At 66.2% G+C, this 18,124-nt stretch carries 20 protein-coding genes and 1 tRNA gene; 13 read left to right on the forward strand and 8 right to left on the reverse strand.

All coding sequences use genetic code 11. The annotated features are described in order from the left end of the window. The first annotated feature begins 196 nt into the window (after positions 1-196). From ACF8LI_RS20470 to ACF8LI_RS20480, 3 genes are all read left to right on the forward strand, one after another. Positions 197-790 (forward strand): cytochrome b, encoded by a 594-nt coding sequence (locus tag ACF8LI_RS20470; protein WP_392412765.1) that lies wholly within the window; start codon positions 197-199, stop codon positions 788-790. Between the two features lie 92 nt (positions 791-882). Then, the gene (locus ACF8LI_RS20475; protein ID WP_392412767.1) at positions 883-1,455 is read left to right on the forward strand and encodes a YceI family protein; all 573 of its coding nucleotides are present in this window, start codon (positions 883-885) and stop codon (positions 1,453-1,455) included. Positions 1,456-1,524: 69 nt separating this feature from the next. After that, positions 1,525-2,103 carry a YceI family protein gene (locus tag ACF8LI_RS20480; RefSeq protein WP_016448945.1) on the forward strand — a complete coding sequence of 193 codons (579 nt, stop codon included), beginning with the start codon at positions 1,525-1,527 and terminating at the stop codon, positions 2,101-2,103. Between the two features lie 63 nt (positions 2,104-2,166). Here ACF8LI_RS20480 and ACF8LI_RS20485 read toward each other — a convergent pair whose 3' ends face one another. Then, positions 2,167-3,672, reverse strand: coding sequence for a PLP-dependent aminotransferase family protein (locus ACF8LI_RS20485; protein WP_392412769.1), 1,506 nt, complete (start codon positions 3,670-3,672; stop codon positions 2,167-2,169). 100 nt (positions 3,673-3,772) lie between these two features. Here ACF8LI_RS20485 and ACF8LI_RS20490 point away from each other — a divergent pair, with 100 nt between their 5' ends. From ACF8LI_RS20490 to ACF8LI_RS20500, 3 genes are read left to right on the forward strand one after another with little or no spacing between them, the layout of a single operon-like run. Next, a complete protein-coding gene (locus tag ACF8LI_RS20490; protein WP_392412771.1) occupies positions 3,773-4,402 on the forward strand; it encodes an FMN-binding negative transcriptional regulator in 630 nt (209 codons plus the stop codon). A 34-nt stretch (positions 4,403-4,436) separates the two neighbouring features. Then, positions 4,437-4,784, forward strand: coding sequence for an antibiotic biosynthesis monooxygenase family protein (locus tag ACF8LI_RS20495; RefSeq protein WP_392412773.1), 348 nt, complete (start codon positions 4,437-4,439; stop codon positions 4,782-4,784). Between the two features lie 20 nt (positions 4,785-4,804). Then, positions 4,805-5,209 (forward strand): DUF2809 domain-containing protein, encoded by a 405-nt coding sequence (locus tag ACF8LI_RS20500; protein WP_392412775.1) that lies wholly within the window; start codon positions 4,805-4,807, stop codon positions 5,207-5,209. Here the strand turns inward: ACF8LI_RS20500 and ACF8LI_RS20505 are convergent, their stop codons facing one another. Together ACF8LI_RS20505 and ACF8LI_RS20510 are read right to left on the reverse strand one after the other, a co-directional pair. Next, a complete protein-coding gene (locus ACF8LI_RS20505) occupies positions 5,210-5,458 on the reverse strand; it encodes a DUF1272 domain-containing protein (protein ID WP_012204142.1) in 249 nt (82 codons plus the stop codon). It abuts the gene before it with no gap. 37 nt (positions 5,459-5,495) lie between these two features. Then, a complete protein-coding gene (locus ACF8LI_RS20510) occupies positions 5,496-6,389 on the reverse strand; it encodes a cation diffusion facilitator family transporter (RefSeq protein ID WP_043790489.1) in 894 nt (297 codons plus the stop codon). Between the two features lie 247 nt (positions 6,390-6,636). Between ACF8LI_RS20510 and ACF8LI_RS20515 the strand changes: the two genes are divergently transcribed. The 3 genes from ACF8LI_RS20515 to galU all read left to right on the forward strand — a co-directional run bounded on the left by ACF8LI_RS20515 (position 6,637) and on the right by galU (position 11,224). Continuing rightward, complete coding sequence (locus ACF8LI_RS20515) at positions 6,637-7,266, forward strand: VOC family protein (RefSeq protein ID WP_012204140.1); 630 nt, start codon at positions 6,637-6,639, stop codon at positions 7,264-7,266. Positions 7,267-7,412: 146 nt separating this feature from the next. After that, entirely contained in the window at positions 7,413-10,325 is a 2,913-nt protein-coding gene (locus ACF8LI_RS20520) for a valine--tRNA ligase (protein ID WP_392412777.1), read from the forward strand. A gap of 11 nt (positions 10,326-10,336) precedes the next feature. After that, positions 10,337-11,224: a UTP--glucose-1-phosphate uridylyltransferase GalU gene (galU, locus tag ACF8LI_RS20525; protein WP_016448953.1), complete on the forward strand. Its 888-nt coding sequence runs from the start codon at positions 10,337-10,339 to the stop codon at positions 11,222-11,224. A gap of 85 nt (positions 11,225-11,309) precedes the next feature. On the opposite strand, the gene ACF8LI_RS20530 is transcribed toward galU, so the two are convergent. From ACF8LI_RS20530 to cysM, 3 genes are all read right to left on the reverse strand, one after another. Then, a complete protein-coding gene (locus ACF8LI_RS20530; RefSeq protein WP_012204137.1) occupies positions 11,310-11,537 on the reverse strand; it encodes a sulfurtransferase TusA family protein in 228 nt (75 codons plus the stop codon). A 26-nt stretch (positions 11,538-11,563) separates the two neighbouring features. Then, a complete protein-coding gene (locus tag ACF8LI_RS20535) occupies positions 11,564-12,166 on the reverse strand; it encodes an NUDIX domain-containing protein (RefSeq protein ID WP_016452506.1) in 603 nt (200 codons plus the stop codon). A 77-nt stretch (positions 12,167-12,243) separates the two neighbouring features. Further along, on the reverse strand, positions 12,244-13,149 hold the full coding sequence (cysM, locus tag ACF8LI_RS20540; RefSeq protein ID WP_017407070.1) for a cysteine synthase CysM: 906 nt from the start codon (positions 13,147-13,149) through the stop codon (positions 12,244-12,246). A gap of 39 nt (positions 13,150-13,188) precedes the next feature. On the opposite strand from cysM, the gene ACF8LI_RS20545 reads away from it, so the two are divergent. Beyond that, a tRNA-Leu gene (locus ACF8LI_RS20545) sits at positions 13,189-13,273 on the forward strand. A gap of 638 nt (positions 13,274-13,911) precedes the next feature. Here ACF8LI_RS20545 and ACF8LI_RS20550 read toward each other — a convergent pair. Continuing rightward, positions 13,912-14,133 carry a hypothetical protein gene (locus ACF8LI_RS20550; protein WP_198818587.1) on the reverse strand — a complete coding sequence of 74 codons (222 nt, stop codon included), beginning with the start codon at positions 14,131-14,133 and terminating at the stop codon, positions 13,912-13,914. Positions 14,134-14,389: 256 nt separating this feature from the next. Here ACF8LI_RS20550 and ACF8LI_RS20555 point away from each other — a divergent pair, with 256 nt between their 5' ends. After that, complete coding sequence (locus tag ACF8LI_RS20555) at positions 14,390-14,767, forward strand: CidA/LrgA family protein (RefSeq protein WP_016448957.1); 378 nt, start codon at positions 14,390-14,392, stop codon at positions 14,765-14,767. Next, positions 14,764-15,510, forward strand: a complete 747-nt coding sequence (locus tag ACF8LI_RS20560; RefSeq protein WP_047217793.1) for an LrgB family protein — start codon at positions 14,764-14,766, stop codon at positions 15,508-15,510. The genes ACF8LI_RS20555 and ACF8LI_RS20560 overlap by 4 nt, the downstream gene beginning before the upstream one ends. A gap of 120 nt (positions 15,511-15,630) precedes the next feature. Here the strand turns inward: ACF8LI_RS20560 and ACF8LI_RS20565 are convergent, their stop codons facing one another. Beyond that, positions 15,631-16,578, reverse strand: a complete 948-nt coding sequence (locus ACF8LI_RS20565) for a LysR substrate-binding domain-containing protein (protein ID WP_012204131.1) — start codon at positions 16,576-16,578, stop codon at positions 15,631-15,633. A gap of 229 nt (positions 16,579-16,807) precedes the next feature. On the opposite strand from ACF8LI_RS20565, the gene ACF8LI_RS20570 reads away from it, so the two are divergent. Continuing rightward, positions 16,808-18,004: an acyl-CoA dehydrogenase gene (locus ACF8LI_RS20570; RefSeq protein ID WP_016448959.1), complete on the forward strand. Its 1,197-nt coding sequence runs from the start codon at positions 16,808-16,810 to the stop codon at positions 18,002-18,004. Positions 18,005-18,124: the final 120 nt, after the last annotated feature.

An 18,124-nucleotide genomic window follows, 5' to 3' on the forward strand; every position in this document is an offset into this window, starting at 1 on the left:
CCTCCGCGCGGCACGGCGAGCCTTCATCTTTTTTGAATCGAGCCGTCAATACCGCTGAACTCTTTTGGATTTGCCGCTTCCTACACTGCACGTTGTCCGCAGTGCACGAAGTCCACGCAGAGCGCACCGCACCCTTTCTTGCCATCCAGGGCCCCTTTGCAGGGGCCCTGAACGGTTCCAAAGCCTGCCGCCATCCATGACAGAGTCCCCAGCCCGCGCCAACGCGCCAGCAAAATCCTCCTCCAAAGCCACGCGCTACAACGGCGTGGCCATGGCTGCCCACTGGCTGCTGGCCCTGGGCCTGATCGCCGCCCTGGCCCTGGGCTGGTACATGACAGGCCTGCCGTTCTCGCCCTCGCGCCTGAAGCTCTACAACTGGCACAAGTGGCTGGGCGTCACGCTGTTGACGCTGAGCCTGCTGCGCCTGGTCTGGCGCATCACCCATCGCCCGCCCGAACTGCCCGCCGCCGTGGCCCGCGCCATGCCCCAATGGCAGCACTGGGCCCACAACGGCACCCACCACGCCATGTACCTGCTGTTCTTTGCCGTGCCCCTGCTGGGCTGGGCCTACAGCTCGGCGGCCGGCTTTCCCATCGTCTTCCTCGGCGTGCTGCCCCTGCCCGACTTCGTGAGCGCAAGCCCCGAGCTGGCCGAAACCCTCAAGCCCCTGCACGGCTGGGCGGCCTGGGCCCTGGTCGCGCTGATCGCCATGCATGTGGGCGCCGCCCTCAAGCACCAGTTCATCGACCGCGACGGCCTCATCTCCCGCATGCTGCCGGGCCGCGCCTGAGTTTTCTCCCCCAGCCAGGGCCTGCGCACCGCGCTGCGCGCGCCCCAGCCATCCCCTATCGAATGTTTCCCGACCCCCAAAGGAGTCCTGCCATGCGCTTTTCCGCCACGCTGACCACCATTGCCCTGGCCGCTGCGGCCCTGACCTGCCAGGCGGCCCTGGCCGAGCAAAAGCTCGTTCCCGCCCAGAGCGCCGTGAACTTCACGGCCAAGCAGATGGGCGTGCCCCTGCAGGGCCACTTCAAGAAATTCGACGCCCAGGTCCAGTTCGACACGGCCAAGCCCGACACCAGCAAGATCCGCTTCACCGTGGACACCGGCAGCGCCACCATGGGCGCCAAGGAAACCGATGCCGAGCTGCCCAAGGCCGATTGGTTCAATGTCGCCAAATTCCCCCAGGCCGTCTTCGACTCCACGGCCGTCAAGGCGCTGGGCGGCGGCAAGTACCAGGTGGACGGCAAGCTCAGCATCAAGGGCCAGGTCCAGAACGTGAGCATTCCCGTGCAACTGGCACAGTCCGGCACCACGACCACGGCCACCGGCACGCTGCCGCTCAAGCGCCTGCAGTTCAAGATCGGCGAAGGCGAATGGGGCGATACCTCCATGGTGGCCGACGAGGTCCAGGTGCAATTCAAGCTGGCCCTGACCGGCGTGGGCAAGCTGTAAGCGGCACTCTTGCCCAGCATTGGCCGTTTTCTTTTCCGTTTCGTGCAACCCCAACCTAGGAGTTCTTTCATGCGCACTTCCGTGTTTGCCCTGGCCATTGCCGGCCTGTTCGCCACCGCTGCCCAGGCGGCTCCCGCAACCTACGCCATCGACCCGACGCACACCTTCGCCACGTTCGAGATCGACCACAACGGTGCCTCGACCAACCGCGTGCGCTTCGACAAGAAGAGCGGCACCGTGGAATTCGACCGTGACGCCAAGGCCGGCAAGGTCGAAGTCGTGCTGGAAATGGACTCGCTGAGCTCGGGCACCGCCGCCTTCGACAAGCATCTCAAGAGCGCCGACATCTTCAACGTGGCCAAGTTCCCCCAGGCCAAGTTCGTCTCCGACAAGTTCGTCTTCGACGGCGACAAGCTCAAGGAAGTCACCGGCCAGCTGACCATCCTGGACAAGACCCAGCCCGTGACCATCAAGGCCAACAAGTTCACCTGCTACCCCAACGCCATGCTGCAAAAGCGCGAGACCTGCGGCGGCGACTTCGAGGCCGTGATCGACCGCACCGCCTTCGGCGTGAACTACGGCGTGGACTACGGCTTCCCCAAGCAAGTGCGCCTGGTGATGTCCATCGAAGCGGTCAAGCAGCAGTAAAACGGTATTCGCCGCAGTGCCTTTCGGGGCGATGCGACCCAAAGCCCGTGATCCGGAAGCCGGTCACGGGCTTTTTTGCGTGGCGGGCCGGGCCTGCCACCTCCTGACCACGCCTGCCAGCCTGCGCACCCCTTGCTCGATGGCCTGCGGCTGCAGGCTCGCATAACCCAGGACCAACCCGGCGCAGGACTGGCGGCGATGAGCATCACCGGCCGCATAGAGCGGCGAGATGGGGCGAACGCCCACGCCACGCTCTCGCGCCAGCCGCACCAGGGCAATCTCATCGCGCTGATGCACGGCAGGCACCCAGGCCACCACATGCAGGCCGGAGGCCGAGCCTTCGACCTGCACCGCGCCCGGCAGGTGCCGCTCCAGCGCCTGCAGCAATGCCGCCCGCCGGCCTTCGTTGCGACGGCGGGCAGCGCGCACATGGCGCTCGTAGCTGCCGTCCTCGATCAGCGCGGCCAGCACCAGCTGGTCCAGGCGCGGCGCATGCCGGTCGGCCAGCCGCCGGGCTTCCCGGAACACGGGCACCAGGGACGGCGGCAGCACCAGGTAGCCCATGCGCATCTGCGGGGACAAGGCCTTGGAGAAGGTGCCGACATGGATGACGCAACCCACCTCGTCAATGGACTGCAGGGCGTCGATGGGGCGCAGCCCGTAGCGGAATTCGCCGTCGTAGTCGTCCTCCAGAATCCAGGCACCCGTGGCGCGCGCCCAGGCCAGCAGTTGCTGCCTGCGGCCTATGGGCAGCACGCCGCCCAGCGGAAACTGGTGCGAGGGCGTGACATAGGCCAGCCGCGCCTGGCGCCCGGCCAGCGCCGAGGTATCCAGGCCCTGTTCATCGACGGCCATTTCCTGCAGGCATGCGCCCTGGGCCTCGAACACGCGGCGCGCCATCAGGTAGCAGGGCTCTTCCATCAGCACGGTCTCGCCCGGATCGACCAGCACGCGCGCGCACAGGTCGATGGCCTGCTGCGAGCCCTGCACCACCACTATCTGATCGGCCGAACAGACAAGCCCCCGCGCCCTTCGCAGATAGCCTTGCAGCGCCATGCGCAGCGCCGGCTCGCCTTCGGGCGCGTCGTAGGACAGGGAAGACTGGCGCTGCACGATGGCGCGGTTGTAGGCGCGCCGCCAGGCCAGCGTGGGAAAGTCGTCAAAGGCCAGGGCGCCGTAGAGAAAGTCGATCACGGCAGGCCCTTCATCCCAGGCGCGAGCGGGCTGGGCCTGCGCCAGCGCATCCACGCGCCGTCCATAGGAAGACAGGCGGGATCGGCAATCCTGCGCCGCAGCCGCAATGCGGGGCGCGCGGCTGCGCTGCTCCGCGCCAGCTGCCACGCGCGCCCGGGCGCCCTGTGCAGTCTCCAGATAGCCCTCGGCCGCAAGCTGCTCGTAGGCCGCCGTGACGGTGGTGCGCGACACACCCAGGTCCAGCGCCAGCGCGCGGGTGGAAGGCAGGCGCGCGCCCACGGCCAGGCTGCCGTCGGCCATCTGGGATTTCAGCCATTCGTGGATGCGGCGGGCGCTGGGCGCAGCCCCGGCATTGGCGGCGAAATGGGACTTCAACTGGTCTTCCAAAAAATCACAAAACTGGATTTTTCATTGTGCCAGGGATGGTGGATAGTCCGGTTTCCCCCGATGCCGGTCCACCGTTGCGCCAAGCTCCATGTACACGCCCGCCCATTTCTCCCTCACCGATTCCGGCAGCCTGCACGGCCTGATCCGCAGCTACCCCCTGGGCACGCTCGTCACCCAGGCCAACGGCGTGCTGGACGCCAACCACCTGCCGTTCCTGCTGGATGCGGCCCCAGGGGAGATGGGCACGCTGAGCGCCCATGTGGCCCGCGCCAATCCCATCTGGCAGCAGTGCCGCGACGGCGCCGAGGTGCTGGTCATCTTCCGTGGTGCCGAAGGCTATATCTCGCCCAGCTGGTATCCAAGCAAGCACGAGACGCACCGCCTGGTGCCCACCTGGAACTACGAGGCCGTGCATGTGCACGGGCAAATCAGCATCCATGACGACGAGAGATTCGTGCGCGGCCTGGTCGGCCGGCTCACCCGGGTCCATGAGGCATCGCAGGCCCAGCCCTGGAAGATGTCCGACTCGCCGCGGGAATTCATCGACGGCATGCTGCAGGCCATCGTCGGCCTGCAGATCCGCATCACCCGCCTGGAGGGCAAGGCCAAGCTCAGCCAGAACCGGCAGGCCCGCGACCTGGAAGGCGCCATCGGCGCGCTGCGCGAGCGCGGACAGGAGCCGCTGGCCCGCGCCATGGATGCGGCGCCGCGCATCTAGCGCCAGCCACCCTCACACAGGTTGCCAACCACCGATGTACACCTCCACCTTCACCTTCGCGCCGGGCGAATACGACGCGCAGTTCCATGCCCTTGACGGCCGGATCGCCGCGATCGCCCGCGCCATCCCCGGCTACCTGGGCGAAGAGGCCTGGGAGAACCCCGCCACAGGCCTGGTCTCCAACGTCTACTACTGGCAGACCTGGGAGGCGCTGCAAGAGCTGATGCGCCACCCTGCGCATATAGAGGCCAAGCGGCAACAGGCGCGCTGGCTCAAGGGCTACCAGGTGGTGATCGCCCAGGTGGTGGGCAGCTACGGCGATGGCGGGATAGCGCACCCACTGGCCACCACTGCGCAAGGCACTGCGCACCCGGCTCGCTGACCGGACCCGCTTTTGGCCCGATGATGGCGGCCATGCGATGGCGTTTTGATCCTGTTTCCCTGGCGTGGGCGGTGGCCCTGTTTGTCCTGCTCGTGCTGCTGGCCACCGTCGGCGCGCGCTGGGGCTGGGTGCGCAGCTTCTTCGGCGACGTGATGGCCGTGGCCTGGGTCTATGCCGTGTTCAAGACCATGATCGCCGCGCGCGTGCTGACGCTGGCATCGGCCGCACTGTGCGTGGGCCTGCTGGTGGAGCTGGGCCAGTTCCTGGCATCGACCTTCCAGTTGCACATTCCCAACCGCGCCTTGCGCATCGTGCTGGGCAGCACGGCCGACTGGTGGGATGTGCTGGCCTATGTGATGGGTTTTGCAGCCGTGCTGGCGGTGGAGGCTGCGTTCCGTGGCCGCAGAGCCAGGCCTGTGCTCTGATCAGGCCCGTACAGCGCAGCCACCGGCCTTGAGCACCCGCTTCGTCGAGGCCGGATACCGCTCCAGCTTGTCCGCCGGCCGGCGCGGCCTGGCCACCAGCTCGCCACCGCAGTTGGGGCAGGCGCCGTGCAGCACATGATCCGCACAGCCGGCACAGAACGTGCACTCGAAGGTGCAGATGCGGGCCTCGGCGGACTCTGGCGGCAGGTCCTTGTCGCAGCATTCGCAGTTGGGTCGAAGCTCAAGCATCGGTGCACTCCGGGTGTGGTCCATGAAGACTGGCATCCTAGTGGATGTGCTCTGCCGGGGAGCGGTCCTCGCGCTCCATCTGCAGCGTCGTATGGTGCAGGTCGAAGCCGGCCTGCAGCCTGTCTTCGATATCGCGACGCACCTGCTCGCCGTCCGCGCCGGGCAGCAGCACCACATGGCCGGTCAGCATGGGCTTGCTCTGCGTGACCGCCCACAGGTGGACATCGTGGATTGCTGCCACGCCTGCCGTGCCCGCAATCGTCTCGCGCACCGCCTGCAGGTTCATCCCGGAGGGCACGCCTTCCAGCAGGATATTGATGCACTCGCGCAGCAGGGTCCAGGTCCGCGGGAACACCATGAAGCCGATGCCCACGGCCACCGCCGAGTCGATCCACCGCCAGCCCGTCAGCCAGATCAGCGCGGCACCGGCGAGCACGCCGATCGAGCCCAGCATGTCAGCCCATACCTCCAGGTACGCGCCCTTCACGTTCAGGCTCTCGTCCTTGCCGCCCGACAGCAGGCGCATGGAGATCAGATTGATCACCAGGCCCGCGGCCGCCACCGCCATCATGCCCAGGGACTGGATTTCCGCGGGTGCCGACAGGCGGCGGTAGGCCTCATACAGGATGTAGAAGGCCACGCCCAGCAGCACCAGTGCGTTGACGGCGGCGGCCAGGATCTCGAAGCGCGCATAGCCGTAGGTGCGCAGCAGGTCGGCTGCCTTGCGGCCGGCGCGTATGGCCACCAGGGCCAGCAGCAGCGCCATCGCGTCGGTCAGCATGTGCATGGCGTCGGAGATCAGGGCCAGGCTGCCCGTGACCATGCCGCCGATGATCTCCACCACCATGAAGGTGCCGGTCAATCCGAAGGCAAACCAGAGACGGGATTCCGGCAGGGCGCGCACGTCGCCGTGCTGATGGCTGTCGCTCATGAGGTTCCTTGACTTGAAAACGGTTGTGAACAGAGGGCCGCCGCATCCATGGCGACCATGGCAAGCGGGGGGATCGGACCTCGATGAGAAAGCGTGAAGTGACTTGAAGGTCAAGTGCTGGCGGCAACTCGGCACCGCAGGTGGCCCGGACACCGCAGCGCGCATATCCCTGCATCCATCGCAACATTTCATTTAGGTAAATTGATTACGAATAGTAGAATCAAGACATCCACCAAGGAGACATTCGATGAACACAAGCGCCCGTCCCGACCTGTCCACACTGCCACCGCCCGCCGCCGTGCAGCAGCTGCACCACTACGCCTACAAGGCCCGCGATGCCGAGGAGACCCGCCACTTCTACGAGGACATCCTGGGCCTGCCGCTCTACCACATCATCCAGAGCGACTACGTGCCCAGCACGGGCGAGTACTGCCCCTACACGCACTTCTTCTTCCGCCTGAAGGATGGTTCGTTCATCGCCTTCTTCGACATCGGCGACGACGAAAAGGCCCTGCCCTCGCCCAACACGCCGCTGTGGATCAACCACATCGCCTTCCGCGTGGACACCGTCGAGGAACTGGAGAACACCAAGGCCCGCCTGGTGGCGCATGGCATCGAGGTGCTGGGCGTGACCGACCACCACATCTTCAAGAGCATCTATTTCTTCGATCCCAACGGCATCCGCCTGGAGCTGTCGGCCCAGCTGGCCGACGAAGTGCAGATGGCGCGCGAAAGCACCACCGCCCACGCCCGCCTGAACGAGTGGACGGCACGCAAGGAGCAATGGCGCAAGGAACGCGCCGAAGGCAAGGCCGCCCAGCCGCTCAAGCCCCAGAGCAACGACCGGCCCGAGTTCGTCCCCGACGCAGCGGCCTGAATAAGACCCGGCGAACAGGCAGGCGGACGGGGTCGGTAGAATCCCCGTCAAACCGTCATCCATTTCGCATATGCAGACGGCATCCCTTCAACGGATGCCGTTTTCATTTGCCAAACGCCATTCGCACAATTCCCCGCAAGCAAGCCATGAGCGACACCATTGCCCAGCCAGGCCTCGACAGCCTGTCCAAATCGTTTGAACCCGCAGCCATCGAGGCCCAATGGGGCCCCGAATGGGAAAAGCGCGGCTACGGCGCAGCCGGCGTGCGCGGCACGGGCCAGGCAGATGCATCCCAGCCATCGTTCTCCATCCAGCTGCCGCCGCCCAATGTGACGGGCACGCTGCACATGGGCCATGCGTTCAACCAGACCATCATGGACAGCCTCACGCGCTACCACCGCATGAAGGGCCACAACACGGTCTGGGTGCCCGGCACCGACCACGCGGGCATCGCCACGCAGATCGTGGTGGAGCGCCAGCTGCAGGAGCAGGGCATTGCCAGCCGCCACGACATGGGCGCGACGCCTCCCGAGGCGCGCAAGAACTTCGTGAGCAAGGTCTGGGAATGGAAGAACCAGAGCGGCAACACCATTACCGGCCAGATGCGCCGCATGGGCGACAGCGTGGACTGGAGCCGCGAGTACTTCACCATGGACGACAAGCTGTCGTCCATCGTCAACGAGACCTTCGTGCGCCTGTACCAGCAGGGCCTGATCTACCGTGGCAAGCGCCTGGTGAACTGGGACCCCAAGCTGATGTCCGCCGTCTCCGACCTCGAGGTCGAGAACGAGGAAAAGGACGGCTCGCTGTGGCACATCGCCTACCCGCTGGCCGACGGCTCGGGCCAGCTCGTGGTGGCCACCACGCGCCCGGAAACCATGCTCGGCGACGCAGCCCTGATGGTGCACCCCGAGGACGAGCGCTACCAGGCGCTGATCGGCAAGACCGTGATCCTGCCCCTGGTGGGCCGCGAGATCCCCATCATTGCCGACGACTACGTGGACCGCGAGTTCGGCACGGGCGTGGTCAAGGTCACGCCCGCGCATGACAACAACGACTACGCCGTCGGCCAGCGCCACGGCCTGCCGATGATCTGCGTGCTGACGCTGACGGCCACCATCAACGACGAGGCGCCCGAGAAGTACCGCGGCATGGACCGCTTCGTGGCGCGCAAGGCCATCGTGGCCGACCTGGACGCGGCCGGCCTGCTGGTCGAGACCAAGAAGCACAAGCTCATGGTGCCCATCTGCACGCGCACGGGCCAGGTGATCGAGCCCATGCTGACCGACCAGTGGTTCGTGGCCATGAACAAGGTGGGCGAAGGCGATGCCACCGGCAAGTCCATCGCACAGAAGGCCATCGATGCCGTCTCCAGCGGCCAGGTGCAGTTCGTGCCCGAGAACTGGGTCAACACCTACAACCAGTGGATGAACAACATCCAGGACTGGTGCATCTCGCGCCAGCTGTGGTGGGGCCACCAGATTCCGGCCTGGTACGACGAGGACGGCAAGGTCTACGTGGCCCGCACCGAGGAAGAAGCCCAGGCTCAGGCCCCCGGCAAGACGCTCACGCGTGACGAGGACGTGCTGGACACCTGGTACTCCTCGGCCCTGGTGCCGTTCTCCACCATGGGCTGGCCGAACCAGACCGAGGCGGCCGACGATGACTACAACCTCTACCTGCCCAGCTCGGTACTGGTCACGGGCTACGACATCATCTTCTTCTGGGTCGCCCGGATGATCATGATGACCACGCACTTCACGGGCCGCGTGCCCTTCCGCCATGTCTACATGCATGGCCTGGTGCGTGACGCCCAGGGCAAGAAGATGAGCAAGTCCGAGGGCAACGTGCTCGACCCCGTGGACCTGATCGACGGCATCGACCTGGACACCCTGCTGGACAAGCGCACCCAGGGCCTGCGCCGCCCCGAGACCGCCCCCCAGGTGCGCAAGAACACGCAAAAGGAATTCCCCGAGGGCATTCCCGCCTACGGCGCCGACGCGCTGCGCTTCACCTTCGCGGCCCTGGCCTCGCTGGGCCGCTCCATCAACTTCGACAGCAAGCGCTGCGAGGGCTACCGCAACTTCTGCAACAAGCTGTGGAACGCCAGCCGCTTCGTGCTGATGAACTGCGAAGGCCATGACTGCGGCCTGCTGCCCCACACCAAGGAGCAATGCCAGGCCGGCGGCGAGTTCGCGGGCTACATGCAGTTCAGCCAGCCCGACCGCTGGATCACCTCGCAGCTGCAGAAGGTCGAGGCCGAAGTGGCCAAGGGCTTTGCCGAATTCCGCCTGGACAACGTGGCCAACGCGCTGTACGACTTCGTCTGGAACGAGTTCTGCGATTGGTACCTGGAAATCGCCAAGGTGCAGATCCAGACCGGCAGCGAGGCCCAGCAGCGCGCCACGCGCCGCACGCTGATCCGCACGCTGGAGGCCATCCTGCGCCTGGCCCACCCCATCATCCCGTTCGTGACCGAAGCCCTGTGGCAGAAGGTCGCTCCGGTCGCCGGCCTGCCCGGCGAGTCCGTGGCCGTGGCCCGCTACCCCGAGGCCCAGCCCGAGAAGATCGACGAGGCCGCCATCGCCTACGTGGGCCGCATCAAGCAGATGATCGACGCCTGCCGCACGCTGCGCGGCGAGATGGGCGTGTCGCCCGCACAGCGCCTGCCGCTGCTGGCCGTGGCCAGCTCGGCCGACGAGGCGCAGTTCCTGCGCACCAACGCCGCCGTGCTTCAGAACCTGGCCAAGCTCAGCGAAGTCAAGGTGTTCGACGACGAAGCCGCCTGGGCCGAGGCCGCCCAGGCCGCGCCCGTCTGCGTGGTGGGCGAGGCGCGCCTGGCGCTGTTCGTGGAGATCGACGTGGCTGCCGAAAAGGCCCGCCTGTCCAAGGAGGCCACACGCCTGGAAGGCGAGATCACCAAGGCCAATGCCAAGCTGGGCAACGAGGCCTTCGTGGCCAAGGCACCCCCGGCCGTCATCGACCAGGAAAAGAAGCGCGTGGCCGACTTCGGCGCAACGCTGATCCGCATCCAGGAACAACTCGCCCGCCTGGGTTGAAAGATCCGTTTATGAGCACCCAGACCCGTGTCCGCAAAGCCGTGTTTCCCGTTGCCGGGCTCGGCACGCGCTTTCTGCCCGCCACCAAGGCCTCTCCCAAGGAGATGCTGCCCGTGGTGGACAAGCCGCTGATCCAGTACGCCGTGGAAGAGGCCTACGAGGCCGGCATCCGCGACATGATCTTCGTCACCGGCCGCAGCAAGCGCGCCATCGAGGACCATTTCGACACCGCCTACGAGCTGGAAAACGAGCTGGAGAACGCCGGCAAGCAGGCCATGCTGGAGCTGGTGCGCAGCATCAGCCCCGCCGACATGAACTGCCTGTTTGTGCGCCAGCCGCGCTCCCTGGGCCTGGGCCACGCCGTGCTGTGCGCCGAGCCGCTGGTGGGCAACGAGCCCTTTGCCGTGCTGCTGGCCGACGACCTGATGGTGGGCGAGTCCGGCGGCCCGGGCGTGATGGCCCAGATGACCTCGGCTTTCCAGAAACAGGGCCGCTCCCTGCTGGCCGTGCAGGAAGTGCCGCTGGAGCAGACCAAGCGCTACGGCATCGTGGCCGGCGAGCCGGCCGGCGGCGCGCTGATGCGCATCGAGAAGATCGTGGAAAAGCCCGCGCCCGAGAAGGCGCCCTCGCGCATGGGCGTGGCCGGCCGCTATGTGCTGACACCGGCCATCTTTGAGGAGATCCGCAACCAGCCCAAGGGCGTGGGCGGCGAGATCCAACTGACCGACGCCATCGAACGCCTGATGGCCCATGAAGCCGTCTACGCCTTCCAGTACCAGGGCAAGCGCTACGACTGCGGCAGCAAGGAAGGCTTTTTGCAGGCCACGGTGGAGCTGGCGCTACAGCATGAGGACGTGGGCGCGAGCTTCCGCGAATACCTGCAGGGCCTGAGCATCTGAGGCCGGGCCCCAGGGCCGCCCCTGCCCCATGCAAAAGGCCTGCGAAAGCAGGCCTTTTTCTTTGGAGCGAGCCGCGTGCAGCCGCTCAGCGCCGGCGCAGGATGTGGATGAACTCCGCGCCCACGGTCTGCTGCTCCACCAGCTCATTGCCGGTCTGCTTGGCGAAGGCCTGGAAGTCGCGCAGCGATCCGGTATCCGTGGCCACCACCTTGAGCAGCTGGCCGCTGTCCAGTTCGGCCAGCGCCTTCTTGGCCTTGAGAATGGGCAGCGGGCAGTTGAGCCCGCGCGTGTCGATTTCCTTGTGAATTTCCATCGGATGCACCTCTTGAGCCTGGGATTCTAGGCGGCATCGCGGCTGAGGCCGGCAGCAGTGTCTTGATCGGCGCGACTCGCTTCAGCCTCCTGGGCCTGCTCGGCACGCTTCCAGAAGTCACGGATCACAGGATCATGCCCCCGGCTGCGCAGCCACTTGGCCAGCGCCATGCCCGTGCCGGAAGGCCAGGCCTGGACTTTCTCGGGCTCCAGCAGGCGGTATTCCAGCAGCTCGGGCGACAGCCGCACCTGGCCGCTGGCGCGCACATGGAAGGCGATGATCACCTGGTTCATGCGCAGGAACTCATGCACGCTGATCAGCTCCAGCGACTCGGCCTTCAGGCCGGTTTCCTCCGCCACCTCGCGCGCCACGCCCTCCTCGGGCGACTCGCCGGCCTCCATGAAGCCCGTGATCAGGCCGAAGACCTTCTCGGGCCAGGCCGCATTGCGCGCCAGCAGCACCTTGCCGTCCAGCTCCACGATGGCGGCCAGCACGGGCGTGGGATTGTTCCAGTGCGTCCAGCCGCACTCGGGGCAGCGCAGGCGCGATACATCGCCGCCGTCCTCGGCCTGGATCACCCACTGCAGGGGGGTGGCGCAGTGCGTGCAATAGCGGGTTTCATAGTGCATGGGGCTGTTCCTGGTTTTTTGCTGTCCTGGCTCAATGCAAACAGGAAGGCCCGCCGGAAGGCGGGCCTGTCGCTGCGTCAGGCGGGGAAGACGCCCGTGGACAGATAGCGGTCGCCGCGGTCGCAGACCACGAAGACGATGGTGGCGTTGTTCTCGCGCTCGGCAATCTGCTGGGCCACCCAGCAGGCGCCGGCAGCCGAGATGCCGGCAAAGATGCCTTCCTCGCGCGCCAGGCGGCGCGCCATGTCCTCGGCATCGTCCTGGCCCACGAGCACGGTCTCGTCGATCAGCGAGGCGTCGTAGATCTTGGGCATGTATTCCTCGGGCCACTTGCGGATGCCGGGGATGCGCGAGCCCTCGGCCGGCTGGGCGCCCACGATGCGGATGGCCGGGTTCTTTTCCTTGAGGAACTTCGCCACGCCGGTGATCGTGCCCGTGGTGCCCATGGCGCTCACGAAATGGGTGATCTCGCCGCCGGTCTGCTCCCACAGCTCGGGGCCGGTGGTCTCGTAGTGGATACGCGGGTTGTCGGGATTGCCGAACTGGTCGAGCACCACGCCCTTGCCCTGGGCCACCATCTGGTCGGCCAGGTCGCGCGCGTATTCCATGCCGCCGCTCTTGGGCGTGAGGATCAGCTCGGCGCCATAGGCCTTCATCGTCTGGGCACGCTCGATGGACAGGTCCTCGGGCATGATCAGCACCATCCGGTAGCCCTTGATCGTGGCGGCCATGGCCAGCGCAATGCCGGTATTGCCCGAGGTGGCCTCGATCAGCGTGTCGCCGGGCTTGATGTCGCCGCGCTCTTCGGCGCGGCGGATCATCGACAGGGCCGGCCTGTCCTTGACCGAACCGGCCGGATTGTTGCCTTCCAGCTTGCCCAGCACCACGTTGCCACGTTCCTGGCGAGACTGCGCACCGATGCGCTGCAATGCCACCAGGGGCGTGCGGCCGATGGCGTCTTCGATGGTCGGATAAATTTTCATAGCCTCACACTGTGCCATAATTCGCCCCTGCGCTAAGTAGCCCGGGTGGTGAAATTGGTAGACGCAGGGGACTCAAAATCCCCCGCCGCAAGGCGTGCCGGTTCGATTCCGGCCCCGGGCACCAGAGATTACGTAGCCGAAAAAGCAGTCCGCTGCTTTTTCGGCTATTTCTTTTCCGGCCGCTGTCTTCACAGTGTCCGCACACCCCTCCTTCCTGCACCAGCCCTTTTCAGCGGCTGCACTGCAATTCAAGGCCTCCAGCCTGACCAGATCCTGCGTCCTCATGCCTTGGGCGGGATAGCCCCTGCGCGCTTTCACCCGCACACCACCCAACCTGTGTACAACTTTGGCATCAAGCCACCGCCAAGGCGGAAACGGACTGCAATCAGGCGCATGTCCAGCCCGCCTCGAATCGCCCCCACCGCGGCCTGCCCCCTAGCCTTGCCCAGTGCGCGAAATCCGGCACCTTCCCTCTGAAAACCGGTATCTGCACCATCGCCATGCAGCCAATTTCCGGCGCGGGCACCAGCCCGGTGCGCCCGCTGCAAAAGCCTGGTGATGCCCATGAAAAAAGCCACCCTGGGGTGGCTTTATTTCTCCACAGAACCCTTGAACAACCCTGTGGATATTCAGTGAACAGCAAGTGAACGAGGCGTCCAAGTGCTTGCATTCACTGGCCGCAGGCTAAGCTGCCTGCAAATCAGGCAACCTCCAGATCCAAGGGAAAACCCTCGATTCGGAAGGCGCCTGACCCACCTCGCCTCAGGCATCCGTGCGGCGGATCTGCGCGCGCCCCGCCGCCGTGATGTGCCATTGATGGCTGCTGTCCATTTCGACCAGTCCACGCTCGCGCAGCCTCTTGGACAGATGCTCGCGTGCCGCGCTTTCCAGCGACACGGGCTCGCCCATCTCCAGCTTCTTGAGCACTTCGAGTTCATCCACCGTCGGCTCGTACACGGGTGCGTGATATGTGGTTTCGGCCATCGCTACTCCTTCGCTATTCAAAGTCTCGTGCCCCAGGACTCCAGGGGGCACGGATGCAAACATAGCCTTGGCCCGGGAGCCGCGCAATCGGTGGCCGCACCTTTTTTCGAGTTGTGGGCGATGATTGCACGCTTTGCGGCGGCGTCCCACAGGCGCCAGGGCCAGGCCCCGGCCTGACATCGGGCGATCCACATTCTTGCCGCACCCGCCCCATTGGCCGCTCCCTCACCCATCTGACCCAGGAATTCAGGTTTTCATGCTGTACGCCATCACCGCCTTGTTCGCCTTCCAGTTGCTGGGGGAGGCCATCGTCCAGCTCACGGGGCTGCCGCTTCCGGGCGCGCTCGTGGGCACGCTGCTGCTGCTGGCGGCGCTGCTGCTGCACGGCCGCCTGCCCGAGTCGCTGGAGAAGGCAGCCGGCGTGCTGCTGCAGAACATGATGCTGCTGTTCATTCCCGTCATTGCAGGCGTGATGCTGGAGTTCGACCGGCTGTCGCGCGAATGGCAGCCCTTCGTGATCGCCTGCGTGGCGGGTGCAGCCATTACCTTCCTGGCCACGGCCTTCACCTTCCGCTGGTGCCTGGAGCGCCAGCGCGCCCGCGAGGCGGCCGCCAGCCAGGGAGACAAGGCATGAGCGCGCTCACCACCCACTGGCACAGCGCCTGGCAGTCGCTGTCCGGCAATGCCTCCACCGCCCACCTGCCCTGGCTGGTGCTGACCATGGCCGTCTACCTGGCGGCCATGGCGCTGTACCGCCGAAGCGGCAACCATCCGCTCCTGATTCCCGTGTTCACGGCTGTGGTCGTCATCGTGGGCGTGCTGCTGGCCACGGGCACCTCCTATGCCAGCTACCGCAGTGGCGTCTCGCTGCTGGGACTGCTGATCGGCCCGGCCACCGTCGCGCTGGCAATTCCGCTGTACGCCCAGCGCGAGCGCATCCGCGCGCTGTGGCTGCCCATCAGCGTGGCGCTGGCCGTGGGCTGCGTGGTGGCGTTGCTGTCGGCACTGCTGATTGGCTGGAGCCTGGGAGCGACGGTGCAGACGCTGGTGGCGCTGGCGCCCAAGTCGGCCACCATTCCCATCGCCCTGCCCATGGCCGAGCGCTTTGGCGGTCCGGCCTCGCTGGCGGCCGTGGCCGTGGCCATCACCGGCATTGCGGGCACGATGATGGCGCCGCTGCTGATCCGCCTGGTGCGCAGCGATGACCCGGCCGTGCAGGGTTTTGCCCTGGGACTTACGGCCCACGCCATCGGCACGGCACGCGCGCTGCAGGTGAATCCGACCATGGGCGCCTTCTCGGCCCTGGCCATGGGCCTGAACGGCGTGGCCACGGCCGTGGTCATGCCGCTGTGCCTGGCCGTGCTGCCCTGGTTTTGAGCGCGATTGCGGGTTTTCCCCAGAGACACCCCCACAAGCCTGTGGACAAGCGCCGCCAGCAGCAAGGATAAGTCAGTTAAGTGACTGTCATCGTTGAACAATCCAAGGCCTGCTTAATTATCAGGCAGGCCGGTGCTCCCTGGCGCGCTGCTGCAGCCATGAAGAGAACACGCGCAGGGCGGGCGCGGGCTGGGCATCGGGCGCCAGGGCCGGGGTGACCAGGTAGTAGGCGCGGTTGCCGCGCAGCGGCTGGGGGCAGGCAATGATGAGGTCGCCGCGCGCCAGCTCCTGCTCGATCAGCATGGGCGGCATCAGCGCCACGCCCAGGCCCTGGCTGGCGGCCACGGCCAGCATGGAGAACAGCTCCAGCCGCATGCCATCCAGCGCGCGCGGCGCGGCCACGCCCATGGCATCGAACCACTGCTGCCAGCCGTAGGGCCGCGTGCTTTGCTGCAGCAGCGGCATCCGGGCCACGATGTCCGCCCCCACGGGCAGCCAGGCGCGGCCCGGCTCGCGCGCCTGCGCCGTGGCCAGCAATTGCGGGCTGCACACGGGCACCACCTCTTCGTCCATCAGCCATTGCGCCTGCACACCGGGCCAGCGTGCCACCTGCTCGGGCGTGCCTGCATAGAGCGCAGCGTCGAACACGGTATCGGCAAACAGGAAGGGCCGCGTCTGCACATCGATGTGCACGGTGACCTCGGGATGCTCGCGCGCCAGCTGCGGCAGGCGCGGCAGCAGCCAGCGCGTGGCGAAGGTGGGCACGGCCGCCAGGTTGAGCGGGCCTCCCTCGCCCTGGTGGGCCATGATGTCCAGCGTGTCGCGTTCCAGGCCGTGCAGCCAGCGCGAGACCTGCTGGGCGTACTGCGTGCCGGCCTCCGTCAGCAGCACGCCGTGGCGCGTGCGCCGGAACAGCTGCACGCCCAGGAACTCTTCCAACGCAATGATCTGGCGCGATACCGCGCTTTGCGTGAGCGACAGCTCCTGCGCCGCACGCGTGTAGCTGATGTGGCGGGCGGCCGACTCGAAGCAGGCAAGGGCTTGGGTGGATGGCAGGGCTCTACGCATATCTCATGAATTCAATGCACTTCAGAGCCTCACATCATAGGGAATAACCCGCAACAACCCATTTATACATGCGTTTTACGCATTCATGGATGAACAAACATCGTTTGCGCCACGCGCAGGCCCGCTTCTAAGATGCGTCGCAACAACGCTCCATGGTCACAGCCTGCCCGGCTTTGGCATATGGCAGCGACCCGCCCTTGACCTCTTTGTTTTTTGGAGAAACCACGCCATGGCCCGCAACAGCTTCCAATGGGATGACCCCTTCCAGCTCGACCAGCAACTGAGTGAAGACGAGCGCATGATCCGCGACGCGGCCCATGCCTACTGCCAGGAGAAGCTGGCACCCCGCGTGCTGGAAATGTTCCGCCATGAAAAGACCGACGTGAGCATCTTCCGCGAGATGGGCGAGCTGGGCCTGCTGGGCCCCACCATCCCCACGCAGTACGGCGGCGCGGGCCTGAACTATGTCAGCTACGGCCTGGTGGCACGCGAGATCGAGCGCGTGGACTCGGGCTACCGCTCCATGGCCAGCGTGCAAAGCTCGCTGGTGATGGTGCCCATCAATGAATTCGGCACCGAAGACCAGAAGAACAGGTACCTGCCCAAGCTGGCCAGCGGCGAGTTCATCGGCTGCTTCGGCCTGACCGAACCCGACCACGGTTCCGACCCCGGCAGCATGTCCAGCCGCGCCTACAAGGTGGACGGCGGCTACCGCCTCAAGGGCAACAAGATGTGGATCACCAACAGCCCCGTGGCCGACGTGTTCGTGGTCTGGGCCAAGGAAGTGACCGAGGACGGCCATGTGGGCGAGATCCGCGGCTTCATCCTGGACAAGGGCATGAAGGGCCTGTCGGCCCCGGCCATCCACGGCAAGGTGGGCCTGCGCGCCTCCATCACGGGCGAGATCGTGATGGACGATGTCTTCGTCCCCGAGGAAAACGCCTTCCCCGAGGTGCGCGGCCTCAAGGGCCCCTTCACCTGCCTGAACAGCGCACGCTTCGGCATTGCCTGGGGCGCCCTGGGCGCAGCCGAGTTCTGCTGGCACACGGCGCGCCAGTACACGCTGGACCGCAAGCAGTTCGGCCGCCCCCTGGCCGCCAACCAGCTGGTGCAGAAGAAGCTGGCCGACATGCAGACCGAGATCACCCTGGGCCTGCAGGCCGCGCTGCGCGTGGGCCGCATGAAGGACGAGCACCAGAACGTGATCGAGATCACCTCGCTGATCAAGCGCAACAACTGCGGCAAGTCGCTGGACATTGCCCGCATGGCGCGCGACATGATGGGCGGCAACGGCATCAGCGACGAGTTCGGCGTGGCCCGCCATCTGGTCAACCTGGAAGTGGTCAACACCTACGAAGGCACGCACGATGTGCATGCGCTGATCCTGGGCCGGGCGCAGACCGGCATCGCAGCTTTTGCCAACTGACCCCCTGAGGCGCTTCGCGCCTTCCCCCTTCTCGCTTCGCGGAGGGGGACGACGCCCTCGCCGCGAGGCGGCTCTTGCTCGGCGTCCCTGGCCTGTTCCACGCCCATGTCACACGCTATG

The sequence above is a fragment of the Delftia sp. WSY_12 genome (assembly GCF_043104645.1).
GTDB classification, from domain to species: domain Bacteria; phylum Pseudomonadota; class Gammaproteobacteria; order Burkholderiales; family Burkholderiaceae_C; genus Comamonas; species Comamonas tsuruhatensis.